The sequence below is a fragment of the Nocardioides sp. URHA0032 genome (assembly GCF_000620645.1).
GTDB lineage: Bacteria > Actinomycetota > Actinomycetes > Propionibacteriales > Nocardioidaceae > Nocardioides.
Genome location: NZ_JIAV01000014.1, coordinates 175,097 through 200,051 on the forward strand (window position 1 = coordinate 175,097; position 24,955 = coordinate 200,051).

Here is a 24,955-nt window from a genome sequence, read left to right on the forward strand (position 1 = left end):
AACCTGTGACACCATTGCGTCAACGGTTTCGCCTCGAGAAATGGGTGGCGCATGGACCTCTCCCGGGCCGCCAGCGTCGGCGCCCTCGCGGACCCGACCCGCCGCTCGCTCTACGAGTACGTCGCGACGCGACACGCGCCGGTCGGCCGCGAGGAGGCGGCGGCCGCCCTGGAGCTCCCCCTGCACACGGTGAAGTTCCACCTCGACAAGCTGGTCGGGGCCGGGCTGCTGGCGACGGAGTTCCGGCGACTCGGCGACCGGACCGGGCCGGGCGCGGGCCGGACGAGCAAGCTCTACCGGCGGGCCGAGGGCGAGGTGTCGGTGTCGCTGCCCGACCGCAGGTACGACCTGGTCGGGCACATCCTGGCCAGCGGGGTCGAGCGCGCCAGCGCAGGGACGTCCCTCGACGAGGCGATCGACGCGGCCGCGGGCGAGACCGGCCGCGACCTCGGGGCGGAGGCGGCGCCGGGCGACGTCGCGGCGTTCGCCCAGCTGCTCGCCGCGCAGGGGTTCGAGCCCCGGGTGGAGGGCGACACCGTGCTGCTCGCCAACTGCCCGTTCGACACGCTCGCGAAGAGCCACACGGCGCTGGTGTGCGGGCTGAACCGCGCGTTCGTCCAGGGCGTGGCCGACGGGATCAGGTGCGGCGTCACCGCGTGCCTGGAGCCCGAGCCGGGACAGTGCTGCGTGAAGGCCCGGGTCAGCCCCGAGGTCAGCCCAGCGCCTTGAGGTGCGGCGCCACGTCGTCGGCGGCCGCGGCGCCGTAGGACTCCTCGAGGCGGCCGAGGAACTGCGCGGGCGTGAAGGCGTACTCCTGGGTGCCGACCGTCTCGACGACGTACGCCGCGAGCACGCAGCCCACCTGAGCCGCGCGCTCGAGCCCGACCTGCCACTCCATCGCGGCCAGGAACCCGGCGCGGAACGCGTCGCCCACCCCGGTCGGCTCGAGCGCGGTGACGCCGCGGGCGGCCGCGAGCTCGATCGGCTCCTCGCCCCGGCGCAGGATCCGGGCGCCGTTCCTGCCGAGCGTGGTGACCTGGATGCCGACCCGGGAGAGCACCTCGTCGGCGGACCAGCCGGTCTTCTGCTCGATCATCGCGGACTCGTACTCGTTGGAGAACAGGATCGCCGCGCCGTCGATCAGCTCACGGATCAGCTCCCCGCCGCTGAACGCCAGCTGCTGGCTCGGGTCGGCGATGAACAGGTAGCCGCGCTGGCGGCACTCCTCGGTGTGCCGGAGCATGCCGTCGGGGTCGTCGGCGCCGATCAGCACGTAGTCCGGCGCGCCGACGCGCTCCGCGATCGGGCCGAGCTCGATCAGCCGGGCCTCGCTCATCGCGCCGGGGTAGAACGACGCGATCTGGGCGCCGGTCGGGTCGGTCGTGCAGACGAACCGCGCCGTGTGCCGGGTCTCGGAGATGCGCACGTGGCCGCAGTCGACGCCGTGCCGCTCGAGCCAGGAGCGGTAGCCCGCGAAGTCCTCGCCGGCCGCGCCCACCAGCACCGGACGGACGCCCAGCTGGCCGAGGCCGAAGCAGATGTTGGCGGCGACACCCCCACGCCGGATCTCCAGGTCGTCCACGAGGAACGACACGGAGAGCTTGTCGAGCTGCTCGACGACCAGGGAGTCGGCGAACTTGCCGCCGAAGCTCATCAGGTGGTCGGTGGCGATGGAGCCCGCGATCAGCAGAGACACGTGACGGAACACTACCGAGCGGTACTGCTCCCGGTACCAATCGGTAGGCCCTAGCGTCGGTGGCATGACGCCTCAGCGACTCGTGTACGACGACATCTCGACCCCGGCCGAGATGGGCACCGACGCTCTCGCCGTCCTCACCGCGCTCGGCTGGCTGCCGGGCACCTACGTGCCGCGGGAGGCGACCAAGCGCGAGGTGGAGATCCCCGCGGCGGCCGCGCGACTGGCCGCGGCGCTGAACCTCCAGCTCGACGGGGAGTGAGGCCGCGCCGGCCGACTCACCTCATCGGTGGTCGAGTAGCACGGCGTGACCGAGGAACGAGGTCGCGGCGAGCGTATCGAGACTGTGAGTCTTTCCCTGCGGCCCTGACTGGTGGTCGGGTTGTGGTCGGCAACCTGCGTGTGACCCGTATCGAGATTGGCTTCGTGCCCTTTCTAGGACTTGTCCGCCTGGGTTGCCGGCCCCCGGTCCACGACGGAGTGCTGGCCTGATCAGGAGCTTGACCGTTCGGCGTTCGCGCGCCGTTCGTGTCTCATCACAGTCCTGCCGAATCCGCCGGGACCGGGAACCGTCCACGTCCCCGGTTCAAGGAGGAACGCATGTCCAGTGTGATGAAACTGTCCGAGGTTGTCGATGTCGTGATCGGGGTCGACACCCACGTCGACACCCATGCCGCGGCGGCCGTCGATGCCCGTACCGGCGGGGTACTGGCCCAGATCGTCGTCGAGGCCACCGCGCTGGCGTACGCCGAGCTCGTCGAGTTCGCCGACCAGGTCGGCGCCGAGCACGCGGCGTTGCGGGCCTGGGCGATCGAGGGCACCGGCAGCCACGGCCGAGGCCTGACGGTGCATCTGCACGAGACCGAGGAGATGGTCGTCGAGCTCGACCGTCCCGAACGTGCCCGGCGCCGTGGCGGGGTGAAGTCCGATCCCGCGGACGCGATCCGTGCTGCCCGTGAAGCCATCTCCCGGGCCCGTCGGCACCCCGCGGGGGTCGGGCAGTGACGCTGAGCAGGCCGGGACCCGCCAGGTGCTCGCGGTCCGGCTGGCGATCCGTCGCTCCGCGGTTCAAGCGGCCGGTGACGCACGACGCCAGCTGTTCTCCGCTGTGCTGACCGCCCCCGAGCCGGTCCGCGCCAGGCTGCGCGGGCTCACCTCCGAGGCGCTGGTCGCCAAGATCGCGGGGCTGCGCACCAACGCCGCCTGGGCGAACGTCAATGTCGAGACCGCGACCACCGTGGTGTGTCTGCAGACCTGGGCCTGACGGATCCAGGCGCTGACCGCCGAGGCCACCGACCACGAGAAGCAGATCCGCACCCTGGTCCGCTCCTGGCGACCTGACCTCCTCGAGGAGACCGGGATCGGCCCCATCGTCGCCGCGGTCGTGCTCTGTGCCTGGTCCCACCCCCGCCGGATCCACTCCGAGGCCGCTTTCGCCAAGCTCGCCGGCACCAGCCCGATCGAGGCGACCAGCGGACAGGTCCACACCCGCCACCGGCTCAACCCCTACGGCGACCGACGCCTCAACTGCGCCCTGCACACCATCGTCATCACCCGCCAACGACACGACACCAAAACCCAGGCCTACACCCAGCGACGCACCACCGAAGGCAAGAACCCCCGCGAGATCCGACGCTGCCTCAAGCGCTACATCGCCCGCGACCTCTACCGGCTCCTCGAACGCCCCGACAGGGCTTGACGCGACATAGGAGCGTCCCGGTCGGACGACCGCGCGCTCCAGACGCACATCAGCCCCGGACCGAGGAGGTCCGGGGCTGATCTGTCGGTTCAGGCTGCAGCTGTCTCACGGGGTATCGACACCCGCCTGCTGACTTCGCAGGCTCAGTCAGAGCGCTCGCTCGACCACCATCATCGAGGCCGCTGACGCGTCCTGGATCAGTGGAACGAGTCGCCGCAGGCGCAGGAGCCGGTGGCGTTCGGGTTGTCGATCGTGAAGCCCTGCTTCTCGATCGAGTCCACGAAGTCGATCATCGCGCCGTTCAGGTAGGGGACGCTCATCCGGTCCACGACGACGGAGACGCCGTCGAAGTCGGTCACCACGTCGCCGTCCAGGCTGCGCTCGTCGAAGAACAGCTGGTAGCGGAGGCCCGAGCACCCGCCCGGCTGCACCGAGATGCGCAGCGAGAGATCGTCACGGCCTTCCTGCTCCAGGAGGCTCTTCACCTTGCCGGCGGCCACCGGGCTCAGGTTGATGGAGTCGGTGCGACGCTCGGTGCTGGTCTCGACCTGCTCGGTCATGGGCTGCTTCTCCCGAAGTAGGTGGAAAGGTCTTGCTCGGTCAATGGTCGCACACGGCCGGTTATTCCCGTGACCACGTGCGCGCGACGCGTTCCGCGAGGTCACCGAGCGCCCCCACGGGATCCGCGAACGCCCGCTGCTCCCCCACGGCGTCCACGAGGGAGTACGCCGACTCGACGCCGAGCGCCCGCATCTCCCGCGAGCCGACGTGCACCTGGCCGGCCAGCACCACGCAGGGCCGGAGCGCCGCGGCGGCGACCTCGGCGACGCCGTACGGGACCTTGCCGCCGCGACTGGAGTAGTCGAACGCTCCCTCGCCGGTCACCACGAGGTCGGCGGCCCGCGCGCGCTGGGCCAGGCGCAGCGCGCCGGCGACGAGCCCGATGCCGGGTTCGCGGGTGGCCCCGAGCAGCAGCAGGGCGAACCCGAGACCGCCCGCGGCCCCGGCGCCCTTCTCGAGCGCGATCCGGCGGTCGGCCGCCACGGCCAGCTCCTCGAGCCAGCCGTCCACGACCGGGAGCCGGTCCTCCGCGATGCCCTTCTGCGGGCCGAACACCTTGGTCGCACCGAACAGCCCGGTCAGCGGGTTGTCCACGTCGGTGGCCGCGACCAGCTCCACGGCGAGCGCCGGCAGCTCGACGGTCGTGATGCCCGGCAGCCCGGCGGCACCCTGGTCGAGCGGCCGGTCCGCGGTCGCGCCCAGGGCGGCGAGCAAGCCGGCGCCCCCGTCGTTGGTGCCGCTGCCGCCGAGGCCGACCACGACCTTCGTCGCGCCGGCGTCGACGGCCGCGAGCAGCAGCTCGCCGACGCCGTACGTCGTGGCCGACTCGGGCCGCTCGCCGCCGGTCAGCTCGAGACCGCACGCCTGCGCGGCCTCGACGTACGCCGTGGTGCCGGTCAGCAGCACGGTCGCGGGTGTCGGCTCGCCGTGCGGGCCGCGGACGGTCACCGCCAGCAGCTCGCCGCCGAGCGCCGCGTGGAGGACGTCGACGAATCCCGGTCCGCCGTCGGCCATCGGCGCCAGGTCGAGCTCGTCGTCGGGAGCGCGACGACGCCACCCGGCCGCGATGGCGTCGGCGGCCTCGACCGCCGTGAGCGTGCCCGCGAACTTGTCCGGGGCGACCAGGATGCGCATGCACCTAGTCTGTCGGACGTGCAGATCCGCCCGATGACCCTGGCCGACGTGCCCGAGGCCGAGCGGATCAGCGACGAGGGCTTCTTCGAGCTGGACAGCCGGACCCGGCGGCTGGACGGCCCCGAGCCGCAGCGCCGCTCGGACCCGCACCGCGAGGTGTGGATGAGGCGGACGCGGCACTTCGTCGAGACCGATCCGGGCGGTTGCTGGGTCGCCGAGGACGAGACCGGCCTGGTCGGCATGGCCACGTCGTACCGCCGCGAGACGTTGTGGTGCCTGGCGACGTACGCCGTCCTGCCGGGCCGCCAGGGCCAGGGCATCGGCAAGCCGCTGATGGCCGCCGCGATGAGCCACGGCCGCGGCTGCACCCGCGCGATGCTGTCCGCGTCGTCGGACACCCGGGCGGTGCGGGTCTACCACCAGGCAGGGTTTCAGCTGCACCCGCAGATGTACCTGACCGGCACGCTCGACCGCTCCGCGATCCCGACCGTGGACAAGGTGCGTGAGGGCACGGCGTCGGACTTCGAGCTGATGGACTCCCTCGACCGGGCCGCCCGCGGCGCGGGCCACGGGCCGGACCACGAGCTGATGCTGTCGACGTGGCGGCTGCTGGTCAGCGACACCTCGACCGGCTCGGGCTACGCCTACCTGAACGAGCGCGGCTCGCTGGCGCTGCTGGCCGCGTCGAACCGGCGTACGGCGACCCGCCTGCTGTGGGCCGCGCTGGCCGACGGCCCGGACGAGGCGACGATCAGCCACGTGACGGGCGCGAACCAGTGGGTGCTCGACGTGGGTTTCGCGGCCCGGCTGGCACTGCACCAGGAGGGCTACCTCGCGCTGCGCGGGATGAAGCCGCCCTCGCCGTACGTTCACAACGGTGCGCTGCTCTGAGCAGATCACCGCGAGAATAGGATCGAGCCATGACCACCGTGGACCTCCCGCTGCTGCCGCTCGGCCGCGGCACCGATCTCAACAGCGAGCGTGGCGTGGAGTGCCCGGGCGACCTGCCCGCGGCGTCCGACCCGGACCTGGTGGCGCGGGCGCTGGCCGCCAAGGAGGCGCTCGGCGACAAGGTGTTCGTCCTCGGCCACCACTACCAGCGCGACGAGGTCATCCAGTTCGCGGACGTCACCGGCGACTCCTTCAAGCTCGCGCGGGACGCGGCGGCCCGGCCCGAGGCCGAGTACATCGTCTTCTGTGGCGTGCACTTCATGGCCGAGTCCGCCGACATCCTCACCGGTCCGGACCAGCAGGTGATCCTGCCCGACCTCGCCGCCGGCTGCTCGATGGCCGACATGGCGCGGCTGACCCAGGTGGAGATGGCCTGGCAGGCGATGGCCGACGCCGGCGTTGCCGACAGCGTCGTACCCGTCACCTACATGAACTCCTCCGCGGACATCAAGGCCTTCTGCGGGCGCAACGGCGGCGTCGTCTGCACGTCGAGCAACGCCGAGACGGCGCTGGAGTGGGCGTTCGGGCAGAAGCCGGACGCCAAGGTCCTGTTCCTGCCCGACCAGCACCTCGGCCGCAACACCGCGGTGCTGAAGATGGGCCTCACCCTCGACGACTGCGTCGTCTGGGACCCGCACCGCGCCAACGGCGGCCTCAGCCCCGAGCAACTGCGCGACGCGAAGATGATCCTCTGGAAGGGCCACTGCTCCGTGCACGGCCGCTTCTCCCCCGAGGTGGTCGACAACCTGCGCGCCGAGATCCCCGGCATCAACATCCTGGTGCACCCCGAGTGCCGCCACGAGGTCGTCCTCAAGGCGGACCTGGTCGGCTCGACCGAGTTCATCATCCAGACCATCGAGGCCGCCCCCGCCGGCTCCGCCTGGGCGATCGGGACCGAGCTGAACCTCGTGCAGCGGCTGGCGGCCGCCCACCCGGACAAGCGGATCGTCTTCCTCGACAAGACCGTCTGCTACTGCTCGACGATGAACCGCATCGACCTGCCGCACTTCGTCTGGGCGATGGAGGCGCTGGTCGAGGGCACCGTCGTGAACCGGATCGAGGTCGACCCCGAGACCTCCCGCTGGGCCCTGGTCGCCCTCGAGCGGATGCTCGCCCTCCCCGGCAAGACCGCCAAGGACTGACGCCGGTCGAGTCGGGACTCCTGACGGGCGGGGAGGTACGGCGGGCGGCGGCTACAGCCCGGGGGCGCCCCAGATCGCGAGCCAGCGGCTCAGGTCGTCCTCGACGGGCAGCTCGCCGCCGAGGGTGTCGCGGACCTGGATCTCCAGCAGGTTGTCGCGCTGCCGGTTCGCTCCCGGCTTCGGCGCGAACGGGTAGAACGTGCCCTGCTTGTAGAGGTACACCAGGCCGACCCGTCGTCCACCGGCGTCGGCGAACGGCACCAGCGAGCACAGGAGGCCGGGCCCGAAGCCCTGCGCCTCCAGCGAGGTGTTCACCGCGTGCAGGTCGGTGACGAGCCCGGAGACGTCGGCGGGATCGTGGCGGTTGAGCAGCCACGTGTAGCCGAACTCGTCCCGGGTCACCTCGACCGGGGGGGCGCTGGGATCGGCGTCCAGGAGCGCGACCACCTCGTCCTGGGTCTGGCGGAACGCCGGGCCCTCGGCCGCCCGGTAGCAGACGGCGCCGCTCCCGGTCGGCTCCAGCCCCAGCGAGACCTGCAGCGTGATCGCGGCGCTCGGTACGCCGAAGAGCGCGTCGAGGTTGGCCTGCTTGGGCCGGCTCCTGCCGGCGATGACGTCCCAGAAGCCCATGTCGTCAGCCGGGCCGTCAGGCGGGCCGGTCGAGCTCGGCCTGGATCCTGGCCAGCTGCTCGAGCCGCTGCTCGAGGGACGGGTGCGTCGAGGTCAGCGTGCGGAGCGAGACGCCGCGCGCGGCGGGCGCGATGAAGAACGCGTTCATGGCCTGGGTCGCCCGCAGGTCGCGGTCGGGGATCTGGTTGATCTCGCCGGTGATCTTCTGGAGGGCGGACGCGAGGGCGTGCGGCTTCAGCGTGAGGTACGCGCCGGCCCGGTCCGCCGACAGCTCGCGGTAGCGGGAGAGGAGGCGGAGCAGCACGAAGCTGACGGCGTACGTCACCAGGCTCACCGCGAGGACGACCAGCCACACGGGGAGACCCGAGTTGTTGTCCCGGCGTCCGCCGCCGAAGATCGCGCCGTACTGGGCGCCGCGCGTCAGCATGCCGGCGAGGATGCCGGCGCTGGCGGCCACGGTCATCACCAGGACGTCGCGGTGGGCGACGTGGGACAGCTCGTGCGCGAGGACGCCCTCGAGCTCCTCGGCGTCGAGCCGGCGCAGGATGCCGGTGGTCACCACGACCACCGACCGGTGGGGCGAGCGACCGGTGGCGAACGCGTTCGGCAGCTCGGTGTCGGCGACGCCGACCCTCGGCTTCGGCATGTCCGCGAGCGCGCAGAGCCGCTCGATCATCGCGTGCAGCTCGGGCGCCTGCTCGGGAGAGACCTCGCGGGCGCGCATCGCCTTCATCGCGACCGTGTCCGAGAAGTACCACTGGCCCCACGCGATGCCCAGGCCGACGACGCCGATCAGCAGCGAGAGGGCCGGGGACTGCACCGCGAGCATGAGCGCGACGATCAGCCCGACGAAGAGTCCGCCCAGGAGGAACATGACCGTGGTCATCCGGGCGGTCAGCCCCGGGTCCCCGACGAAGCGCGTACGTGCCATGCCACCGATTGTTGCCGGTGCCCCCAAAGCCGTCAGGCGTCGCCCTTCGGCTGCTCGGTCGCCTCCGGCTCGGTCGCGATGATGTCGCCGCCGGCCTCGGCGGGCTCGATCGCCTGCGGGGGCGGCGGGGCGCCGCCGGCCTTGAGCGCGGCGAGCTCGGCCTCGACGTCGGCCTCTGAGCTCATCGCCTCGAGCTCGCGCGCGATGTCGTCCCCGCCTCCGCCGGTCACATCCTCCAATGCACCGGAGGCGATCAGCTCGTCGATGGCGCCGGCCCGGGCCTGCATCTGCGCGGTCTTGTCCTCGGCGCGCTGGATCGCCTGGCCGACGTCGCCGAGCTCGTCACCGAGGCCGGAGAACGCCTCGTTGATCCGCGTCTGTGCCTCGGCCGCCGTGTACGTCGCCTTGATCGTCTCCTTGCGGGTGCGGAACGACTCGACCCTCGCCTGCAGCCGCTGCTGCGCGAGGGTGAGCTTCTCCTCCTCCGCCTGGAGCTGCGCGTGCTGAGCCTTGAGGTCGTTGATCTGGGTGGTCAGCCCGGACTTGCGGGTCAGCGCCTCGCGGGCAAGGTCCTCGCGACTGACGGAGATCGCCTTCTGGGCCTGGTCCTGGAGCTTCGCGGACTGCTGGTCGAGCTGATTGATCTGCAGCTCGACCCGCTTGCGGCTGGTGGCCACGTCGGCAACGCCGCGGCGTACCTTCGAGAGCAGGTCCAGCTGCCGCTGGTAGCTGTAGTCGAGGGTCTCGCGCGGGTCCTCGGCGCGGTCGAGCGCCTTGTTCGCCTTCGAGCGGAAGATCAGGGTGAAGCGCTGCCAGAGTCCCATGGCCCCAGCGTAGACGAGCAGCCCCGCCGGTAGTCTGGTGTCAGCCCGTCGTCCCCCTGCTGTGTGAGGCCCTGCGTTGTTCCGTCGCTCGAAGACCGAGACCCCCGCCACCACCGTCACCGACAAGGTGGGCGGCAAGGGCCGGCCCACTCCCACGCGCAAGGAGGCGGAGGCGGCCGCGAAGGCTCGCGCCAAGGCGCCCCAGGGCCGCAAGGAGGTCGCCACCGCGCAGCGCGGCGCCCGCTCGGAGTCCAGCCAGAAGGTCCGGCAGGCGATGAAGAGCGGCGACGAGCGCTACTACCCCGCGCGCGACCGCGGCCCGGTCCGCCGGTTCGTGCGCGACTTCGTCGACGCCCGGTTCTCGCTCATCGAGCTGGTCATCCCGCTGCTGCTGGTGACGCTGATCCTGGGCTACTCCGGCAACACGACCCTGCGCCAGTGGGGCAACACCCTGCTGATGGTGATGGTGCTGTTCGTGCTGCTCGACATGGTGATGCTGCGGTTCCGGCTGCGCCGCGAGCTCGCGCGGCGGTTCCCCGACGAGTCGACCAAGGGCCTGACCTACTACGCGATCACCCGGGCGCTGCAGATGAAGTTCATGCGGCTGCCCAAGTCGCAGGTCAAGCTCGGGCAGAAGCTGCCCGACACCTACCGCTAGCCCGCAGACTCAGCGCTGCATCAGCGCGGCCCGGCTGATCTGCTGGGTCTGCTCCGGGTCGCGGACGACGACCGGCTCGATCACCTCGTCGATCGCCTTCATCGCGTCGGCATCGAGGCGTACGCCGGCCGCGCGAGCGTTGTCGCTCACCTGGTCCGGCCGGCTGGCGCCGACGATGGCGCACGAGACGTTGTCGTTCTGGAGCACCCACGCGACGGCGAGCTGCGCCATCGTGAGGCCCGCCCCGTCGGCGATCGGCTTGAGCTGCTGGACGCGCTCGAGGACGTCGTCCTGCATCCAGCGGCTGATCATGTCCGCGCCGCCCTTGTCGTCGGTCGCCCGCGAACCCTCCGGGTGCGGCTGCCCCGGGACGTACTTGCCGGTGAGGACGCCCTGCGCGATCGGTGAGAACACGACCTGCCCCAGGCCGAGCTCGCGGCAGGTCGGCTCCACCTCGGCCTCGATGACCCGCCAGATCAGGTTGTACTGCGGCTGGTTGGAGACCAGCGAGATGCGGAGCTCGCGGGCCAGCACGTGCGCGGCGCGGATCTGGTCGGCGCGCCACTCCGAGACGCCGATGTAGAGCGCCTTGCCGTGGCGCACCACGTCGGCGAACGCCTCCATGGTCTCCTCGAGCGGCGTCTCGTCGTCGTACCGGTGGGCCTGGTAGAGGTCGACGTAGTCGGTGCCCAGCCGCTTCAGCGAGGCGTCGATCGACTCCATGATGTGCTTGCGGGACAGCCCGTGGTCGTTGTGCATCCCCGGGCCGGTGGGCCAGAAGACCTTGGTGAAGATCTCGAGCCCCTCGCGGCGCTCACCCTGGAGTGCCCGGCCGAGCACCGACTCCGCGCGGGTGTTGGCGTACACGTCCGCGGTGTCGAAGGTCGTGATGCCCTCGTCGAGCGCGCGGCGCACGCAGGCCAGGGCGGCGTCCTCCTCGACCTGGGACCCGTGGGTCAGCCAGTTGCCGTACGCGATCTCCGAGACCTTGAGGCCGCTCTTGCCGAGGTTGCGAGTCTGCATGGGTCCGACCCTAGTGGCGCCCCCAACCTCAGCCGTCGAAGTCGAGCACGACCTTCTCGGAGGTGGGGTGCGACTGACAGGTGAGCACGTAGCCGCGCTCGATCTCGTCCGGCTCCAGCGCGTAGTTGGCGTCCATGGCGACGGTCCCCTCGACGAGCCGGGCACGGCAGGTGCCGCAGACGCCGCCCTTGCAGGCGAACGGCAGGTCGGAGCGTACGGCGATGGCGGCGTCGAGCACGGGCTCGCCGTCCGGCCGGAGGTCCAGCGTCGAGGTGCGGCCGTCGAGCCGGATCGTCACGTGGGCAGCGCCGTCGGGGACGTCGAGCGCCTCGATCGGCGCGCGCGGCACCGGGTCGGCGTGGAACAGCTCGGTGTGCACGTGGTCGGCCGGCACGCCCAGCGACGAGAGCATCGAGCGGAGCTCGGTCACCAGCACCTGCGGCCCGCAGAGGAACCACTGGTCGACCTCGGCCGGCGGCATCAGCGCGCCGAGGATCCGCGAGAGCCGCTCGCCGTCGAGCCGCCCGGAGAACAGCTCGACGTCCTGGGTCTCGCGCGACAGCACGTGCACCACCTGGAACCGCTCCGGGAAGCGGTCCTTGAGGTCGTGCACCTCGTCGAGGAACATCACCGAGCGGTGCGTGCGGTTCGCGTAGACCAGCATCACCCGAGCGCCCGGCTCGCCCTCGAGGATCGCGGCGAGGATCGAGAGCACCGGCGTGATGCCGGAGCCCGCCGCGATCGCGACGTACGTACGGCGGGCCGTCGGGTCGAGCTGCGAGGTGAACCGCCCGGCGGGCGTCATCACCTCGAGCGTGTCGCCGACCGCCAACCGCGAGACCACGCCCTCGCTGAAGGCGCCACCCGGCAGCCGCTTCACGCCGATGCGCAGCACCCCGGACGACGGCGGCGAGCAGATCGAGTACGAGCGGCGCACGTCGTCGCCGCCCCGGATGGAGAGGTGCTGGCCGTGCACGAAGCGGAACTCGCCGGCCAGCTCCGGGGGCACGTCGAAGGTCAGGGCGACCGCATCGTCGGTCAGCTCGTCGATCGCCGCGACCCGCAGCGAGTGGAAGGTGGCCGACACGTCAGAGTCGCCCCATCAGAGTGCCTTGAAGTGGTCGAAGGGCTCGTGGCAGCTGCGGCAGACCCACAGCGACTTGCAGGCCGTCGACCCGAACCGGCTCGACTCACGGGTGTCGAGCGACCCGCACTGGGGGCAGCGCACGCTCAGCGGCAGCGCCACGGCGCCGCCGTGGCCGACGGCGCCGGGTGGCGCGATGCCGTACGCCAGCAGCTTCTGCTTGGCATCCTCGGTCATCCAGTCGGTCGTCCACGCCGGCGACAGCACGAACTCGACGTCGACGTGCTGGTAGCCGGCCGACAGCAGCGCCTCGACGAGGTCCTCGCTGATGGTCTCCATCGCCGGGCAGCCGGAGTACGTCGGGGTGATCTGCACGTGCACGCGGCCCTGGTCGTCCTCGGTGACGTCGCGCAGGATCCCGAGGTCGGCGATGGTCACCACCGGCAGCTCGGGGTCGGGCAGGTCCGCGACGATCTTCCAGGCACTGCTCATCGTGTTCACCAGGTGGCCCCCGGGTGCGAGCGGTGCAGGTGCTGCATCTCGGCGAGCAGGTAGCCCAGCTCCTCGGTGTGCAGGCCCGCGCGGCCGCCGCCGCGCGCCGGCGCGACCTGGGGCACCTCGAGGGTCGCCTCGGCGACCACCGGCTCGATCCGGGCCAGCACGAGCGGGTGCAGCGAGGCCGGGTCGACGACGGCTCCCTCGACCGGCCGGAACAGCTCGTCGAGGTAGGGCCACTCGGCGTCGAGCGCCGCCTGCATGCGCTGGTGCGACTCCTCGGTGCCGTCGCCGAGCCGCACGACCCACCGCGCGGCGTGGTCGAGGTGGTAGGCGACCTCCTTCACGGCCTTGCCGGCCACGCCGGCCAGTGTCGGGTCCGGGCAGGAGGCGAGGGCGGCGTACAGCTCGGACTGCCACGCCGCGAACAGCAGCAGCCGCGCCATCGTCACGCCGAAGTCACTCTGCGCGCGCTCCACCAGCCAGACGTTGCGGAACTCGCGCTCGTCGCGCAGGTAGGCGAGGTCGTCCTCGGTCCGGCCGTCGCCCTCGAGCTGCCCGGCGTACGACAGCAGCGTGCGCGCCTGGCCGAGCTGGTCGAGGCCGATGTTCGCGAGCGCGAGGTCCTCCTCGAGCTGCGGCGCGCGGCTGATCCACCAGCCCATCCGCTGGGCGGAGACCAGCGCGTCGTCGGCGAGGCCCAGGACGTAGTCACCGAGTGTCTTCGAGGGAGTGCTCACAGGTGCTCCACGCCCTCGGGGACGTTGTAGAAGGTCGGGTGCCGGTAGACCTTGTCGTCCGCGGGGTCGAAGAACGCGTCTCGCTCCCCCGGGTCGGACGCGACGATCTCCGCCGCCGGCACGACCCAGAGCGAGACGCCCTCCTGGCGCCGCGTGTAGACGTCGCGCGCGTTGCGGAGCGCCATCTCGGCGTCCGGCGCGTGCAACGACCCGACGTGGACGTGCGACAGCCCCCTCCGAGACCGCACGAACACCTCCCAGAGCGGCCAGTCCCTCACGCGGCACCCTCCCGAACCGCCTGCTTGGCGGCATATGCCGAGGCGGCCTCCCGCACCCAGGCTCCGTCCTCGTGCGCCCCCACACGGTGCGCGAGTCGTTGCTGGTTGCAGGGACCGTTGCCCTTGATCACCTCGAACAGCTCGGTGAAGTCCACCGTGCCGAAGTCGTAGTGGCCGCGCTCCTCGTTCCACCGGATCTCCGGGTCCGGGAGCGTCAGGCCGAGCGCCTCCGCCTGCGGCACGGTCATGTCGACGAAGCGCTGGCGCAGGTCGTCGTTGGAGAAGCGCTTGATGCCCCACGCCATCGACTGGGCGGAGTTCGGCGAGTCGTCGTCCGGCGGGCCGAACATCATCAGCGACGGCCACCAGTAGCGGTCGACGGCGTCCTGCGCCATCGCCCGCTGCGCAGGGGTGCCGTGCGACAGCGTGTGCAGGATCTCGAAGCCCTGCCGCTGGTGGAAGGACTCCTCCTTGCAGACCCGCACCATCGCGCGGGCGTACGGCCCGTAGGAGCAGCGGCACAGCGGCACCTGGTTCACGATCGCGGCGCCGTCGACCAGCCAGCCGATCGCGCCGACGTCGGCCCACGTCAGCGTCGGGTAGTTGAAGATCGAGGAGTACTTCTGCCGGCCGGTGTGCAGCTGGTCGAGCAGGTCCTCGCGGTCGACGCCGAGCGTCTCGGCGGCGGCGTACAGGTAGAGGCCGTGCCCCGCCTCGTCCTGCACCTTCGCCATCAGGATCGCCTTGCGGCGCAGGCTCGGCGCGCGGCTGATCCAGTTGCCCTCGGGCTGCATGCCGATGATCTCGGAGTGGGCGTGCTGGGCGATCTGGCGGACCAGCGTGCGGCGGTAGCCGTCGGGCATCTCGTCCCGCGGCTCCACCCGTCCGTCACCGGCGAGGAGGTCGTCGAAGTCCACACGACGACGCTACCCGACCGTGTTACAGATGTCTGCATCCATGACAGAGATTTGTAACAGCGGGACCGGCTGACAGGATGCGTCCATGAGTGACGTGTCGGTCCGCGTCGCCTGGGCCGACGACGCCCGCGCGATCGCCGAGGTCCAGCTCCGCACCTGGCGGGCGACGTACGCCGGGGTGCTGCCGGCCGAGGCGCTCCCGAGCGACGTCGAGGCGGCGGCCGCCGCCTGGCACGCGGCGCTCTCCAAGCCGCGCGACGCCCGCAACCGGGTGCTCGTCGCGCTCGAGCGCAACCGGGTCGTGGGCTTCGCGCTGACCTCGCCCGCTGCGGACCCGGACTGCGACCCGGTCGTCGACGCCGAGCTCGCCGACCTGACCGTCGACCCGGACGCGCGCGGCCAGGGGCACGGATCCCGGCTGCTCCAGGCGGCGGTGGACACGATGGCGGCCGACCGGTTCTCGCGTGCCGTGCTGTGGGCGATCGCGTCCGACGACGCGCTGCGCACCTTCCTCGCCGACGCCGGCTGGGCTGCCGACCAGGCCCACCGCGAGCTCGACCTGGACGGCGAGGGCACCACCGTCGTCAAGCAGGTCCGGCTGCACACAGCAATCTCCTAGCCCGTACCCCTTGATTTCCGGGGATCCGGGGAGACGATGGACCTGTGTTCGGTCCACTGCCCCCGCTCCACCGCCTCCTGGTGGTGGCCACCGCGCTGATCGTGGGCATGCTCTCCGGCATCTGGCTGGTCCACGTCACCGAGGTGCCGGCGCTCATCGCCGCCGGGGTCGGCTGGGGTCTGCTCGCCGGACTGCTGCTCACCTACGTGCTGCTGCACGACTTCCACCACCGCCCCACGCCGGTGCGGGTACGCCGGCGCTAGCCTCGGCCGCGTGAGCGACGCGCCCCTCGAGCCCCGCGCGCGGTCCGCGATCATCCGCGACAGCCTCGGCGTGGGCGTCGCCACCGGGGCGTACGGCGTCAGCTTCGGCGCGATCTCCGTCGCGTCCGGACTCTCGGTGGCACAGACGTGCGCCCTGTCCCTGTTGGTGTTCACCGGCGCCAGCCAGTTCGCCCTGGTCGGTGTCGTGGCCGCCGGCGGTGCACCGATCTCGGGCGCGCTGACCGCCCTGCTGCTCGGCACCCGCAACACCCTCTACGGGCTGCGGCTCGCCCCGCTGCTCGCCTGGCGTGGCGTCAGGCGGGTGCTCGCCGCACACGTGCTGATCGACGAGTCCACGGCCATGTCGGTGACCCGCGAGACCCGCGACGCCGCCCGGCTCGGCTTCCTGGTCACCGGCGTCTCGGTCTTCGTGCTCTGGAACGTCGCCACGTTCGCCGGAGCCGTCGCGGGCAACGAGCTCGGGGACCCGCGCCGGTACGGCCTCGACGCGGCCGTCGGCGCGGCGTTCCTCGCGCTGCTCTGGCCGCGGCTGCACCGCCGCCGCAACCGGCTGGTGGCGGTCGCTGCCGCCGCGGTCGCCCTGGGGATCGTGCCGATGGCACCCGCCGGCGTGCCGGTGCTCGCCGCGGCCGGCGTGGCCCTGGTCGCCGGCGTGCTCACCCGGGAGCGGGACGCATGATGTGGACGGCGGTGATCGTCGCCGCGGTCGGCTGCTATCTGCTCAAGCTGGGCGGCCTGTCGGTGCCGCCGTGGGTCCTCGAGCGACCCGTGGTCGAGCGGGTCGCCGACCTGATCCCGGTCGCCCTGCTGTCCGCGCTCGTGGCGGTCCAGGTGTTCACCCGAGGGCACGAGATCGTGGTCGATGCTCGCGCCCTCGGGCTGGGCGTCGCGGTGGTGCTGCTGCTCCTGCGCGCGCCGTTCCTGGTCGTGGTGTTCGGCGCCGCCCTGGTCGCGGCGGTCGCGCGACTCCTCCTCTAGAACGGGCACAGGGGCCCGCGCCCGTTCCGTGGGCGCGAACCCCTGTGCGTCGGCAGCCGGTCAGCTCACGCTGACCGCGCTCCAGGCCGCGGCGACGGCGTTGTACTGGGCGCTGCCTGCGCCGTACAGGTCCTTGGCCGCGTTGAGGGTGGCCGTGCGGGCACCCGCGTAGTTCGTGCTCGAGGTCATGTAGACGGTCAGGGCGCGGTACCAGATGGCGGCAGCGGCGTCCCGCCCGATGCCGGTCACGGTGGAGCCGTTGCAGGTCGGGCTGTTGTAGGAGACGCCGTTGAGCGTCTTGGCACCCGAGCCCTCGGACAGCAGGTAGAAGAAGTGGTTGCCGATGCCCGAGGAGTAGTGCACGTCGGCGTTGCCGGCGGTCGCGGACCAGCAGTTCAGCGAGCTGCCGTCCGAGGCCGGGTTGTCCATCCGGCGGAAGCCGAGGTGCTTCTTGAGGTCGAACTCCTCGCCGATCAGGTAGTCGCCCGGGTCGTTGGCGTTGTTCGCGAAGAACTCCACCATGGTGCCGAAGATGTCCGAGGTGGCCTCGTTGAGGCCGCCGGACTCACCGCTGTAGTCGAGACCGGCGGTGTTCTCGGTGACGCCGTGGCTCATCTCGTGACCGGCCACGTCGAGGGAGACCAGCGGGCCGTAGTTGGTGCCGTCGCCGTCGCCGTAGGTCATCTTGGCGCCGTCCCAGAACGCGTTGACGTACTTGCTGCCGTAGTGGACCCGGTTGTAGGAGCCGGCGCCGTTGCCGAAGATGCCGTCCCGGTTGAACGTGGCCTTGTAGAAGTCCCAGGTCTCGTTGCTGCCGTACTGCGCGTCCGCACCGGCGCTGGCCCGGTTGCTGTTCGTGCCATTGCCGAACACCGTGGTGGCGGAGGTGATCAGGGTGCCGGTGGAGCAGTTGATCCCGAAGAGCTGGCAGGCATAGGAGTCGGACTTGTTGTTCATGTCGGTCGTGTACGTGTTGCCACGCAGGCCGTCGTTCTTGAGCTGGTACGTCGAGCCGGACTTCGTGACGCTCAGCGGGACGGTGCCCGAGTAGAGCGTCTGGCCGGAGCCGTCCACGGTCTCGATCTGCTGCTCGCGGCGGATCACCGCGCCGGTCTTCGCGTCGACGTACGTCGCGAGCCGGCTCGGGGTGCCGTCCTTCTGCGTGCCGCCCGTGATGACCTCCCACGCGAGCCGGCCGGTCCCGGACGTCGCGTCGACGACCAGGCGGGTCGACCGGGCCTTGCGGGCCGGCTCGTTGCGGGCCGTCGCCCTGCTGACCGCGGGCTTGACCGACAGGCGGATCGCCCGGTCGAGGGTCCTGCTGACGCCGGTGAGCGCGCCCGCCGAGCCCTGGTGGACGACCAGGTCGCCGCCGAGGACCGGGAGGCCGCGGTAGAAGCGGTCCATCCGGACGTGGGTGGCGCCGTTGGCGTCGGTGATGCGGTCGGTGACCCGGTAGGTCGTGCCGGCGCTGGTGAGCGCGGCAGCCGGGTGCTGCCGGAGGACGTCGGCCGCCGATGGGCGAGCCGGTGGGGCGGCTGACGCGCCGTCGACGGCCTGGAAGGTGGCGGCCGTCAGGGCGAGGACAGCGAGGGATGCGAAGCCCGAGATCTTGCGCATGGACTGGTCCTTCTCGTTCGTCGGGAACTGCTGGGGGCGGAAGCCTCGCCTGCTCCAACGGCCGACGGAAGACCCGGTTACCTGCGGATACGTGCAATGCACGAACCTGCAGATCCGCGACGGATCAGTCCAGCGGGAGGAAGTGCTCCAGCCCGACGGTGAGACCGGGGTGGTCCGCGATCGCGCGCAGTCCGGCGAGGACGCCGGGGGTGAACGACACCCGGTCCAGCGAGTCGTGCCGGATCGTCAGCGTCTCCCCCACGCCGCCCAGCAGCACCTCCTGGTGGGCGACCAGCCCGCGCACCCGCAGGGCATGCACCCGGATCCCGTCGACGTCCGCGCCACGGGCTCCGTCGAGCCCGGTCGTGGTGGCGTCCGGCACCGGCCCCTTCCCGGCCTCGCGGCGGGCGGCAGCGATGAGCTCGGCGGTGCGCCGGGCGGTGCCGGACGGCGCGTCCGCCTTGGTCGGGTGGTGCATCTCGATGACCTCCACCGACTCGTAGAACGGCGCCGCGACGGCCGCGAACCGCATCATCAGGATGGCGCCGATCGAGAAGTTGGGGGCGATCAGCACGCCGGTGCCGGCCGCGCCCTCGAGCCAGCCGCGGAGGGTGTCGAGCCGCTGCTCGTCGAAGCCCGTGGTCCCCACGACCGCGTGGATCCCGTGCTCGATGCAGAACTGGAGGTTGTCCATGACGACGTCGGGGTGGGTGAAGTCGACGACCGCCTCCGCGCCCTCGGAGACCAGCGTGTCGATCGCGTCCCCGGCATCGATCTCGGCGACGAGCTCCAGGTCGTCGGCCGCGGCGACGGCGCGGCACACCTCGGTCCCGACCTTGCCGCGTGCGCCCAGCACGCCCACCCTGATCACGGGGGCCAACCTATCTGGCAGTCTGGGTCCATGGCGCTGCAGACCATCCCGCCCCGGATCCGGTGGGCGGTGGACATGATGGATGTCCAGCCGAGCGACCACGTCCTCGAGATCGGCTGCGGGCCGGGGGCCGGCGCGGAGCTGATCTGCGAGAAGCTCGAGACCGGCAAGCTGTTCGCCATCGACCGCTCCGAGTCAGGCGTGGACCGCACCAAGCGCCGGTGCGCCCGCTTCGTCGAGTCCGGCCGGCTCACCGTCCGCCAGATCGACCTGGCCACGCTGCGGGTGCCGGTGAAGCGGCTGAACAAGGTGTTCGCGTTCAACGTCAACCTGTTCTGGGTGCGCGACTGCGCCGACGAGGTCGCGCTCCTGCACGAGCGGGTGGTGCCGGGCGGCGCCGTCTACCTCTTCTACGAGGCGACCCAGCCCGAGCTGGTGCCGACCATCGTCAAGAAGGCCTCGGCCGCGCTCGTCGAGGGTGGTTTCCGGGTCTCCGTGGTGGACCAGAAGGCGCCGCCGGTGGTCGGCCTTATCGGCCGTCGGTGAAGGCAATTCCCTGAACTCATCTTGCATTAGGCTATTCCCTGAACTAACCTGGATCGCATGTCCGTCCTGGTGCTCACCGTCGACCAGCAGGGCAGCCGTCGCTCTCCCGACCTGGTCCAGGCCGCCCTGACCGCGCTGGGGGACGTCCCGGTCCTGCGCCCGTTCGAGCAGACCGTGGGTGACGAGTTCCAGGGCGTCCTCGACTCCCCCGCCGCCCTGCCGTCCGTCGTCGAGACCCTGCTCCGCCACAGCACCTGGCACGTCGGCATCGGGGTCGGCCCGGTCGAGGAGCCCCTGCCGGCGCACGCCCGCGCCGGCCGCGGCCCGGCCTACCTGCACGCCCGCGCGGCGGTCACGGCCGCGAAGTCCAGCCCGTGGCACCTCCGGGTCCTCGGCGACGATCCCGGCACCCGCGCGCTCGAGACCGTCCTCTGGTTGTGGGCGAGCGTGCTCGCGCGGCGTACCGCCCGGGGCTGGGAGGTCGCCGACCTCGTCGCCGACGGGCTGTCGTACGAGGAGACGGCCCACCGACTCGGCATCACCCCCTCCGCGGTGAGCCAGCGAGCCGCCGCGGCTGGCATCGTGGAGTCGCGGCGGGCCCGCGAGCTCGCCACCGACCTCACCGCTCGCCTGCTCGGGAAGGAGCCCTCATGAGCCCGTCCGACTACGGCGCGCTGCTGTTGGTCCTGCTCGGCTTCGCCGTCCTCGCCGGCACCATGGCCTGGCACGCGCCTGCCCGCCGGATCTTCGCGCCCGCGAGCTTGGCGGTCCTGGTCGCCGCCGGTGCCGTCGCGGCGGTCCCCGCCACCGTCGACGTCTCCCCGGGCTGGCAGACCGTCGTCCTCGTCGCCTTCGGCGGCATCCTCGCCATCGCCGGCGGCGGCCCCCTCACCTCCCTGGTGTTCGACCTGGTCGACCGTCGTGAGACGCCGGCCGACTCCCTGGACCGCGCCGGCCACGTCCTCCGCGGCGGCGCCTGGATCGGGGCCCTGGAGCGGGTCGCCATCTTCGCCACCCTCGTCGCCGGCTGGCCCGAGGGCCTCGCGGTCGTCCTCGCCGTCAAGGGCCTCGGCCGCTACCCCGAGCTCCGCGCGGCCGAGGACGGCGTCCGCACCGGCGCCGCCGAGCGCTTCATCATCGGGACCTTCGCCAGCGTGCTGTGGGCGTGCGGGTGCGCCGGAGTGGTCGTGCTCGTCCGCTAGCCCGAGCCGCCTGCGCGGACGACGAACGAGGCACCGTCCCCACCGGAGACGGTGCCTCGTGACGCGAGTGGCTGTGGATCAGACTCCGCGGCCTCCTCGGACGCGACCCAGGATGAACAGCACCAGCGCGACGATGGCGAGGATGATGAGGATGGTCCACAACATGGCGAAACTCCATTCCGTTGGATGAGCTGTCGTGCCGACAGCCGACAGGTCCGCCAGGTCCGCACGGGATGTGTGACCTCGCAGCAGCCGGGCTGATGCCTGAACGTGCCCAACGGGTCACCCCCTCAAACCGGCGCCGACGCCGGCGGCGCGCGCTCAGGAGCCGGTGAAGTGCAGCCGCGGGTCCCGCACCAGGTCCGCGAGGTCGGCGTCGGAGAGCTGGCGGCCCGCCGTGCCGGCCTGCTCGCTCTGGGCCGGGACGGACTCGAAGGCGTTGACGGCGGAGCCGTCCGGGCGGACGAAGTAGACGCCGAAGTACCACTCCACGGGATCGCCGGAGCTGAACGCCTGGCGGTAGACCGTGCCGCCCTGGACCTTCTGCTCGGTGCACCCGTCGCACTGCAGGCCGCCCTCGCTGGGCGCGGCCATGATCACGAGCAGCTTGCTGCCGGCCAGCGTGTAGGACGCCTGCCAGTCCTCGGCCTGCGCGAAGTCCGGGTCGGCGATCGGCCCCGCGGTGTGGCTGTCGCTGGGGTAGACGTCGTCGGGCGGGGGCAGCGACGGCAGGTGCTCGGCGATCACGCCGGTCATCCGCTCGTCGATGTCGGTGCCCGGCACGAAGTCGGGGGCAGGAGCGGGCGCGCCGGCGAGCGGCGCGTCGTGCGCCACGGTCGGGCCGCCGTCGCCTCCGGTGGCCGCGAGGACCCCGCCGGTGGCGATGCCCACCACCGCGACGGCGGTGCCCAGGCGGGCGCGCCGCTGGACGCGCTTGCGCCGCCCGCGCCGGACGGCCTGCTCCAGGTCGGGTGCGCCGGGTACGTCGCTGGTCACGCGGTCGAGCTGGTCGCGGAGGATCTGCTCAGAGGTCATGGGAGCTCCCTTCGGAGGTCTGGGGTGCGGCGAGCACCGCCTGGAGACGGTCGAGGGCACGCGCGGTCCGGCTCTTGACGGTGCCCTCGGGCAGGTCGAGGACCCGCGCCACCTCGGCGACCGGGAGGTCGTCGAGGAACCGCAGCGCGACCACCGCCCGGTCGCGCGGAGAGAGCCCGGCCAGCGCCCGCATCAGGTCGAGCCGCTCGAGCCCGGTCTCGGGACCGGCCACCTGGCGCTCGGGCAGCTCGCCGGTGGCCGGCTCCCGGTTGCGCTGCCGAGCCATCCGGAAGCACGTGTGCACCACCGTTCGTCGCGCGTAGGTGTCCACGGCCCCCGGCTGGATCCGGGGCCAGTGCACGTAGAGCTGCGTGAACGCCGTCTGCACGGCGTCCTCCGCCGCCGGCCAGCTGCCCAGGACGGCGTACGCCGTCCGCATCAGCGAACGCTGCCGGACCACGAAGAACTCGCGGTACGCGCTCTCCCATGCCGGCGTGCGTCCCACCCTGGCTCCTGTCCGGTCGGTGTCCTCACCAGTCAAGAGCTGTGAGGCCGGTCGCGGGTTCCGTCGACGCCCGAGAAGTTGCCGGGCACCCAGGACAGGGCACCATGGCGTCCATGTCGTTGCCCACCCCCGCACTGCAGACGGCGCGCCTCCGGCTGCGCGCGGTGGCCGACGCGGACGCCGACGCCCTCTTCGCGATGCACAGCAGCGCCGACGTGCTGCGGTACTGGGACTCGCCGCCGTGGACAGACCGGGGGAGCGCCACGCGCTTCATCGCGATGTCCCACCGGCTGGCGGAGAAGGGCGCCGGCGCCAGGTTGGCCGTCGACCGGACCTCGGACGGGGCGTTCATCGGATGGTGCGCACTGGTCCGGTGGAACCCCGACCACCGGAGCGCGGCGATGGGCTACTGCTTCGACCGAGCGGCCTGGGGCCACGGCTACGCGACCGAGGCCGCCGGCGCCGTGCTGGCCTGGGCGTTCGACACCCTGGACCTGAACCGGGTCCAGGCGGAGACCGACACCCGCAACGTCGCGTCCGCCCGCGTCCTGGAGAAGCTCGGCTTCGTGCGGGAGGGCACGCTGCGTGAGGACTGCGTCGTGAACGGCGACGTCTCGGACTCGTGGGTCTACGGGCTGCTCCGGCGGGAGTGGCGAGGTCAGGACCCCACGGGATGAGCCGGGAGGAGCACCGCGGCCGTGCGGCGGTCGCCTACCGCGACCTGTCCGGCTGAGCGACCGGCCGGCTGCGCCGCAGCTGTGGCCGCGGCTCCTGCAGGAGGATCGCCACGCCCGCCACCACGGCCACGATCTCGGCGATCGCCGCCGTCCAGACGGCCCACCCCGTCCAGACCTCCGACACCCCGAACAGGCCGACCGTCGCGGCGGTGACGAACGCGGCGAGGGTGGAGAGGCCGAACCCCACGGCGAGCAGCGGCGGCAGCCAGTGCCGCCAGGTCATCAGGAGCACGGCGATCACCAGCCCGGCGCCGGCGTTCAGCAGGAACGCCGGGCCGATCTGGCTGTCCTCGTGCGCCCAGTCGAAGTAGAGCTTGAAGTGCACCAACCCCGAGACGAGCACTCCCAGGGCGGCCAGGGCACGCATCCTCATGGTGATTCTCCGTTCGTCGGCAACCCGGACAGTCGGGTCATCCGTGCACACGGGATCGCGCGGCCCGCGGTTCACCGCGGGCGGTCCTAGCTCGGCCCGACCACCGCGAGGATCTCCGGCTTCGTGAAGACGTCGGCGGCGACCGACCGCACGTCGTCCAGGGTGACGCCCTCGACGCGGGCCATCACCTCGTCGATGCTGAGCAGCTCGTCGTGGACGAGCTCGGCCTTGCCGAGACGCGACATCCGGGATGCGGAGTCCTCGAGCCCGAGCACCAGCCCGCCGCGGAGCTGCCCCTTGCCGCGGGCGAGCTCCTCGGCCGTGATGCCCGTGGTGGCGACCTTCGCCAGCTCCTCCCGCACGACGGCGAGCACGTCGTCGAGCTTGGACGGGAGGCAACCGACGGAGACGCCGACCAGGCCGGAGTCGGCGTGGTGGGAGGCGAAGGAGAAGACCGAGTACGCGAGGCCGCGGTGCTCGCGGACCTCCTGGAAGAGTCGGGAGGACGTGCCGCCCCCGAGCGCGGTGTTGAGCACCCCGAGCGCGAAGCGCCGGGGATCGTCGCGGACCAGGCCCTCCATGCCGAGCACGACGTTCACCTGCTCGAACGGGCGGGTGGTGTGCACCTCGCCGGGCTGCACGCGCTTGCGCGAGCCACGCCGTGCGGGCAGCGGGCTGGCCGTGCCGGCCAGCCAGTCGTTGCGGGCGAACGCCTTCCTGACCTGGCGCACCAGGGCGGCGTGGTCGACGTTGCCGGCCGCCGAGACGACGATGTTCTCCGGACGGTAGTGGCGCCGGTGGAACCGGACGATCTGCGCGCGTGTGATCGCCTGGATCGAGGCGTCGGTGCCGGCGATCGGGCGGCCGAGGGGCGTGTCTCCCCAGGCCTGCGCCGCGAAGAGGTTGTGCACGACGTCGTCCGGGTCGTCGTCGTGCATCGCGATCTCGTCGAGGATCACGTCGCGCTCGGCCTCGACGTCCTCGGGGAGCAGGGTCGACCCCGTGATCATGTCGCCGAGCACGTCGACCGCCAGCGGCAGGTCCTCGTCGAGGACCCGCGCGTGGAAGCAGGTGTACTCCTTGGCGGTGAACGCGTTGAACTCACCACCGACCGCGTCCAGCGCGATCGAGATGTCCAGCGCCGACCGCTCACCCGTGCCCTTGAAGAGCAGGTGCTCCAGGAAGTGCGAGCAGCCGTGCAGGGTCGGCGACTCGTCGCGCGAGCCGACGCCGACCCACACCCCGATCGCGGCCGAGCGCACGCCCGCCTGGTGCTCGCTGATGATGCGCAGCCCCGACGGCAGGACCGTGCGCCGGATGCGCGAGGTCACCTGGCCGTCCGCATCGCGCTCGGTGAAGAGCGTGCGGGTGCCCGGAGAAGACGGTGACCCGCCAGAAGAGACCTTCTGGCGGGTCACCGGT

The 24,955-nt window shown here is 71.9% G+C and carries 33 protein-coding genes and 1 pseudogene; 16 read left to right on the top strand and 18 right to left on the bottom strand.

Annotated elements, in window-relative coordinates:
• Positions 1-51 precede the first annotated feature (51 nt).
• Complete coding sequence (locus tag N538_RS0102830; protein WP_028636028.1) at positions 52-729, top strand: helix-turn-helix transcriptional regulator; 678 nt, start codon at positions 52-54, stop codon at positions 727-729.
• Here N538_RS0102830 and N538_RS0102835 read toward each other — a convergent pair.
• Positions 713-1,696 carry a carbohydrate kinase family protein gene (locus tag N538_RS0102835; RefSeq protein ID WP_028636029.1) on the bottom strand — a complete coding sequence of 328 codons (984 nt, stop codon included), beginning with the start codon at positions 1,694-1,696 and terminating at the stop codon, positions 713-715. The two genes, N538_RS0102830 and N538_RS0102835, sit on opposite strands and share 17 nt — an antisense overlap.
• A 64-nt stretch (positions 1,697-1,760) precedes the next feature.
• Between N538_RS0102835 and N538_RS0102840 the strand changes: the two genes are divergently transcribed.
• The 4 genes and pseudogenes from N538_RS0102840 to N538_RS28845 all read left to right on the top strand — a co-directional run.
• Positions 1,761-1,958: a hypothetical protein gene (locus N538_RS0102840; RefSeq protein ID WP_155991943.1), complete on the top strand. Its 198-nt coding sequence runs from the start codon at positions 1,761-1,763 to the stop codon at positions 1,956-1,958.
• Positions 1,959-2,296: 338 nt separating this feature from the next.
• Positions 2,297-2,701, top strand: a complete 405-nt coding sequence (locus N538_RS28835) for a hypothetical protein (protein ID WP_197025218.1) — start codon at positions 2,297-2,299, stop codon at positions 2,699-2,701.
• A gap of 25 nt (positions 2,702-2,726) precedes the next feature.
• A complete protein-coding gene (locus N538_RS28840; RefSeq protein WP_028636032.1) occupies positions 2,727-2,960 on the top strand; it encodes a hypothetical protein in 234 nt (77 codons plus the stop codon).
• Positions 2,961-3,035: 75 nt separating this feature from the next.
• A pseudogene (locus N538_RS28845) lies at positions 3,036-3,395 on the top strand (transposase); the annotation flags it as partial.
• 197 nt (positions 3,396-3,592) lie between these two features.
• Here N538_RS28845 and erpA read toward each other — a convergent pair.
• Positions 3,593-3,955, bottom strand: coding sequence for an iron-sulfur cluster insertion protein ErpA (erpA, locus tag N538_RS0102860; protein WP_028636034.1), 363 nt, complete (start codon positions 3,953-3,955; stop codon positions 3,593-3,595).
• Positions 3,956-4,016: 61 nt separating this feature from the next.
• Positions 4,017-5,090, bottom strand: a complete 1,074-nt coding sequence (locus N538_RS0102865) for a glycerate kinase family protein (protein ID WP_028636035.1) — start codon at positions 5,088-5,090, stop codon at positions 4,017-4,019.
• Positions 5,091-5,108: 18 nt separating this feature from the next.
• Between N538_RS0102865 and N538_RS0102870 the strand changes: the two genes are divergently transcribed.
• Complete coding sequence (locus tag N538_RS0102870; RefSeq protein WP_231496120.1) at positions 5,109-5,981, top strand: GNAT family N-acetyltransferase; 873 nt, start codon at positions 5,109-5,111, stop codon at positions 5,979-5,981.
• Between the two features lie 29 nt (positions 5,982-6,010).
• A complete protein-coding gene (gene nadA / locus N538_RS0102875) occupies positions 6,011-7,183 on the top strand; it encodes a quinolinate synthase NadA (RefSeq protein ID WP_028636036.1) in 1,173 nt (390 codons plus the stop codon).
• 51 nt (positions 7,184-7,234) lie between these two features.
• Here nadA and pspAB read toward each other — a convergent pair whose 3' ends face one another.
• The 3 genes from pspAB to N538_RS0102890 are packed head-to-tail and all read right to left on the bottom strand — an operon-like array spanning position 7,235 to position 9,568.
• A complete protein-coding gene (gene pspAB / locus N538_RS0102880; protein ID WP_028636037.1) occupies positions 7,235-7,813 on the bottom strand; it encodes a PspA-associated protein PspAB in 579 nt (192 codons plus the stop codon).
• Between the two features lie 16 nt (positions 7,814-7,829).
• Positions 7,830-8,744, bottom strand: a complete 915-nt coding sequence (gene htpX, locus N538_RS0102885) for a zinc metalloprotease HtpX (protein WP_028636038.1) — start codon at positions 8,742-8,744, stop codon at positions 7,830-7,832.
• A gap of 32 nt (positions 8,745-8,776) precedes the next feature.
• Positions 8,777-9,568, bottom strand: coding sequence for a PspA/IM30 family protein (locus N538_RS0102890; RefSeq protein ID WP_028636039.1), 792 nt, complete (start codon positions 9,566-9,568; stop codon positions 8,777-8,779).
• Between the two features lie 76 nt (positions 9,569-9,644).
• Between N538_RS0102890 and N538_RS0102895 the strand changes: the two genes are divergently transcribed.
• Positions 9,645-10,226 carry a DUF3043 domain-containing protein gene (locus tag N538_RS0102895; protein ID WP_028636040.1) on the top strand — a complete coding sequence of 194 codons (582 nt, stop codon included), beginning with the start codon at positions 9,645-9,647 and terminating at the stop codon, positions 10,224-10,226.
• A gap of 9 nt (positions 10,227-10,235) precedes the next feature.
• On the opposite strand, the gene N538_RS0102900 is transcribed toward N538_RS0102895, so the two are convergent.
• The 6 genes from N538_RS0102900 to paaA are packed head-to-tail and all read right to left on the bottom strand — an operon-like array spanning position 10,236 to position 14,763.
• The gene (locus N538_RS0102900; RefSeq protein ID WP_028636041.1) at positions 10,236-11,249 is read right to left on the bottom strand and encodes an aldo/keto reductase family protein; all 1,014 of its coding nucleotides are present in this window, start codon (positions 11,247-11,249) and stop codon (positions 10,236-10,238) included.
• Positions 11,250-11,277: 28 nt separating this feature from the next.
• A complete protein-coding gene (gene paaE, locus N538_RS0102905; protein WP_028636042.1) occupies positions 11,278-12,336 on the bottom strand; it encodes a 1,2-phenylacetyl-CoA epoxidase subunit PaaE in 1,059 nt (352 codons plus the stop codon).
• Positions 12,337-12,351: 15 nt separating this feature from the next.
• On the bottom strand, positions 12,352-12,825 hold the full coding sequence (gene paaD, locus N538_RS0102910; RefSeq protein ID WP_036569260.1) for a 1,2-phenylacetyl-CoA epoxidase subunit PaaD: 474 nt from the start codon (positions 12,823-12,825) through the stop codon (positions 12,352-12,354).
• Between the two features lie 5 nt (positions 12,826-12,830).
• A complete protein-coding gene (paaC, locus tag N538_RS27835) occupies positions 12,831-13,568 on the bottom strand; it encodes a 1,2-phenylacetyl-CoA epoxidase subunit PaaC (protein WP_028636044.1) in 738 nt (245 codons plus the stop codon).
• Positions 13,565-13,846: a 1,2-phenylacetyl-CoA epoxidase subunit PaaB gene (gene paaB, locus N538_RS28275; protein ID WP_028636045.1), complete on the bottom strand. Its 282-nt coding sequence runs from the start codon at positions 13,844-13,846 to the stop codon at positions 13,565-13,567. Before paaB ends, paaC begins: the two co-directional genes overlap by 4 nt.
• On the bottom strand, positions 13,843-14,763 hold the full coding sequence (gene paaA / locus N538_RS0102925) for a 1,2-phenylacetyl-CoA epoxidase subunit PaaA (RefSeq protein ID WP_028636046.1): 921 nt from the start codon (positions 14,761-14,763) through the stop codon (positions 13,843-13,845). The genes paaB and paaA overlap by 4 nt, the downstream gene beginning before the upstream one ends.
• An 85-nt stretch (positions 14,764-14,848) precedes the next feature.
• Here paaA and N538_RS0102930 point away from each other — a divergent pair, with 85 nt between their 5' ends.
• Genes N538_RS0102930 through N538_RS0102945 form a run of 4 tightly spaced genes read left to right on the top strand, consistent with a single transcriptional unit; the run spans position 14,849 to position 16,644 of the window.
• Complete coding sequence (locus N538_RS0102930; RefSeq protein ID WP_028636047.1) at positions 14,849-15,382, top strand: GNAT family N-acetyltransferase; 534 nt, start codon at positions 14,849-14,851, stop codon at positions 15,380-15,382.
• 44 nt (positions 15,383-15,426) lie between these two features.
• Positions 15,427-15,645 (top strand): hypothetical protein, encoded by a 219-nt coding sequence (locus tag N538_RS0102935; protein ID WP_028636048.1) that lies wholly within the window; start codon positions 15,427-15,429, stop codon positions 15,643-15,645.
• Positions 15,646-15,655: 10 nt separating this feature from the next.
• A complete protein-coding gene (locus tag N538_RS23615) occupies positions 15,656-16,345 on the top strand; it encodes an AzlC family ABC transporter permease (protein ID WP_036569262.1) in 690 nt (229 codons plus the stop codon).
• A complete protein-coding gene (locus tag N538_RS0102945) occupies positions 16,342-16,644 on the top strand; it encodes an AzlD domain-containing protein (protein WP_028636049.1) in 303 nt (100 codons plus the stop codon). The genes N538_RS23615 and N538_RS0102945 overlap by 4 nt, the downstream gene beginning before the upstream one ends.
• Before the next feature lie 60 nt (positions 16,645-16,704).
• On the opposite strand, the gene N538_RS0102950 is transcribed toward N538_RS0102945, so the two are convergent.
• Together N538_RS0102950 and dapB are read right to left on the bottom strand one after the other, a co-directional pair.
• On the bottom strand, positions 16,705-18,264 hold the full coding sequence (locus tag N538_RS0102950; protein ID WP_028636050.1) for a M4 family metallopeptidase: 1,560 nt from the start codon (positions 18,262-18,264) through the stop codon (positions 16,705-16,707).
• 124 nt (positions 18,265-18,388) lie between these two features.
• Entirely contained in the window at positions 18,389-19,135 is a 747-nt protein-coding gene (gene dapB, locus N538_RS0102955; RefSeq protein WP_036569264.1) for a 4-hydroxy-tetrahydrodipicolinate reductase, read from the bottom strand.
• Positions 19,136-19,165: 30 nt separating this feature from the next.
• Here dapB and N538_RS0102960 point away from each other — a divergent pair, with 30 nt between their 5' ends.
• From N538_RS0102960 to N538_RS0102970, 3 genes are read left to right on the top strand one after another with little or no spacing between them, the layout of a single operon-like run.
• Positions 19,166-19,681 (top strand): class I SAM-dependent methyltransferase, encoded by a 516-nt coding sequence (locus tag N538_RS0102960; protein WP_028636052.1) that lies wholly within the window; start codon positions 19,166-19,168, stop codon positions 19,679-19,681.
• A 57-nt stretch (positions 19,682-19,738) separates the two neighbouring features.
• Positions 19,739-20,335 (top strand): transposase, encoded by a 597-nt coding sequence (locus N538_RS0102965; protein ID WP_036569265.1) that lies wholly within the window; start codon positions 19,739-19,741, stop codon positions 20,333-20,335.
• Positions 20,332-20,883 (top strand): hypothetical protein, encoded by a 552-nt coding sequence (locus N538_RS0102970; RefSeq protein ID WP_028636054.1) that lies wholly within the window; start codon positions 20,332-20,334, stop codon positions 20,881-20,883. Before N538_RS0102965 ends, N538_RS0102970 begins: the two co-directional genes overlap by 4 nt.
• Positions 20,884-21,204: 321 nt before the next feature.
• On the opposite strand, the gene N538_RS0102980 is transcribed toward N538_RS0102970, so the two are convergent.
• Together N538_RS0102980 and N538_RS0102985 are read right to left on the bottom strand one after the other, a co-directional pair.
• Positions 21,205-21,918 (bottom strand): hypothetical protein, encoded by a 714-nt coding sequence (locus N538_RS0102980; RefSeq protein ID WP_028636055.1) that lies wholly within the window; start codon positions 21,916-21,918, stop codon positions 21,205-21,207.
• Positions 21,908-22,423, bottom strand: coding sequence for an RNA polymerase sigma factor (locus tag N538_RS0102985; RefSeq protein WP_028636056.1), 516 nt, complete (start codon positions 22,421-22,423; stop codon positions 21,908-21,910). The genes N538_RS0102980 and N538_RS0102985 overlap by 11 nt, the downstream gene beginning before the upstream one ends.
• Before the next feature lie 113 nt (positions 22,424-22,536).
• On the opposite strand from N538_RS0102985, the gene N538_RS0102990 reads away from it, so the two are divergent.
• A complete protein-coding gene (locus tag N538_RS0102990) occupies positions 22,537-23,100 on the top strand; it encodes a GNAT family N-acetyltransferase (protein ID WP_036569404.1) in 564 nt (187 codons plus the stop codon).
• Positions 23,101-23,134: 34 nt separating this feature from the next.
• Here N538_RS0102990 and N538_RS0102995 read toward each other — a convergent pair whose 3' ends face one another.
• Together N538_RS0102995 and N538_RS0103000 are read right to left on the bottom strand one after the other, a co-directional pair.
• Positions 23,135-23,533, bottom strand: coding sequence for a hypothetical protein (locus N538_RS0102995; RefSeq protein ID WP_028636058.1), 399 nt, complete (start codon positions 23,531-23,533; stop codon positions 23,135-23,137).
• An 86-nt stretch (positions 23,534-23,619) separates the two neighbouring features.
• The gene (locus N538_RS0103000) at positions 23,620-24,951 is read right to left on the bottom strand and encodes a M16 family metallopeptidase (protein WP_028636059.1); all 1,332 of its coding nucleotides are present in this window, start codon (positions 24,949-24,951) and stop codon (positions 23,620-23,622) included.
• Positions 24,952-24,955: the final 4 nt, after the last annotated feature.

What these genes read in the sequence shown, in the direction of transcription:
- erpA (WP_028636034.1), bottom strand. Translation starts at nt 3,955, where the DNA reads ATGACCGAGCAGGTCGAGACCAGCACCGAGCGTCGCACCGACTCCATC.
- N538_RS0102980 (WP_028636055.1), bottom strand. Translation starts at nt 21,918, where the DNA reads ATGACCTCTGAGCAGATCCTCCGCGACCAGCTCGACCGCGTGACCAGC.
- N538_RS0102900 (WP_028636041.1), bottom strand. Translation starts at nt 11,249, where the DNA reads ATGCAGACTCGCAACCTCGGCAAGAGCGGCCTCAAGGTCTCGGAGATC.
- N538_RS0102830 (WP_028636028.1), top strand. Translation starts at nt 52, where the DNA reads ATGGACCTCTCCCGGGCCGCCAGCGTCGGCGCCCTCGCGGACCCGACC.
- nadA (WP_028636036.1), top strand. Translation starts at nt 6,011, where the DNA reads ATGACCACCGTGGACCTCCCGCTGCTGCCGCTCGGCCGCGGCACCGAT.
- N538_RS0102890 (WP_028636039.1), bottom strand. Translation starts at nt 9,568, where the DNA reads ATGGGACTCTGGCAGCGCTTCACCCTGATCTTCCGCTCGAAGGCGAAC.
- N538_RS0102865 (WP_028636035.1), bottom strand. Translation starts at nt 5,090, where the DNA reads ATGCGCATCCTGGTCGCCCCGGACAAGTTCGCGGGCACGCTCACGGCG.
- N538_RS0102995 (WP_028636058.1), bottom strand. Translation starts at nt 23,533, where the DNA reads ATGAGGATGCGTGCCCTGGCCGCCCTGGGAGTGCTCGTCTCGGGGTTG.
- N538_RS28835 (WP_197025218.1), top strand. Translation starts at nt 2,297, where the DNA reads ATGTCCAGTGTGATGAAACTGTCCGAGGTTGTCGATGTCGTGATCGGG.
- N538_RS0102970 (WP_028636054.1), top strand. Translation starts at nt 20,332, where the DNA reads ATGAGCCCGTCCGACTACGGCGCGCTGCTGTTGGTCCTGCTCGGCTTC.
- N538_RS0102840 (WP_155991943.1), top strand. Translation starts at nt 1,761, where the DNA reads ATGACGCCTCAGCGACTCGTGTACGACGACATCTCGACCCCGGCCGAG.
- N538_RS0102950 (WP_028636050.1), bottom strand. Translation starts at nt 18,264, where the DNA reads ATGCGCAAGATCTCGGGCTTCGCATCCCTCGCTGTCCTCGCCCTGACG.
- N538_RS0102945 (WP_028636049.1), top strand. Translation starts at nt 16,342, where the DNA reads ATGATGTGGACGGCGGTGATCGTCGCCGCGGTCGGCTGCTATCTGCTC.
- N538_RS0102990 (WP_036569404.1), top strand. Translation starts at nt 22,537, where the DNA reads ATGTCGTTGCCCACCCCCGCACTGCAGACGGCGCGCCTCCGGCTGCGC.
- paaD (WP_036569260.1), bottom strand. Translation starts at nt 12,825, where the DNA reads ATGAGCAGTGCCTGGAAGATCGTCGCGGACCTGCCCGACCCCGAGCTG.
- htpX (WP_028636038.1), bottom strand. Translation starts at nt 8,744, where the DNA reads ATGGCACGTACGCGCTTCGTCGGGGACCCGGGGCTGACCGCCCGGATG.
- pspAB (WP_028636037.1), bottom strand. Translation starts at nt 7,813, where the DNA reads ATGGGCTTCTGGGACGTCATCGCCGGCAGGAGCCGGCCCAAGCAGGCC.
- N538_RS0102930 (WP_028636047.1), top strand. Translation starts at nt 14,849, where the DNA reads ATGAGTGACGTGTCGGTCCGCGTCGCCTGGGCCGACGACGCCCGCGCG.
- N538_RS0102960 (WP_028636052.1), top strand. Translation starts at nt 19,166, where the DNA reads ATGGCGCTGCAGACCATCCCGCCCCGGATCCGGTGGGCGGTGGACATG.
- N538_RS0102965 (WP_036569265.1), top strand. Translation starts at nt 19,739, where the DNA reads ATGTCCGTCCTGGTGCTCACCGTCGACCAGCAGGGCAGCCGTCGCTCT.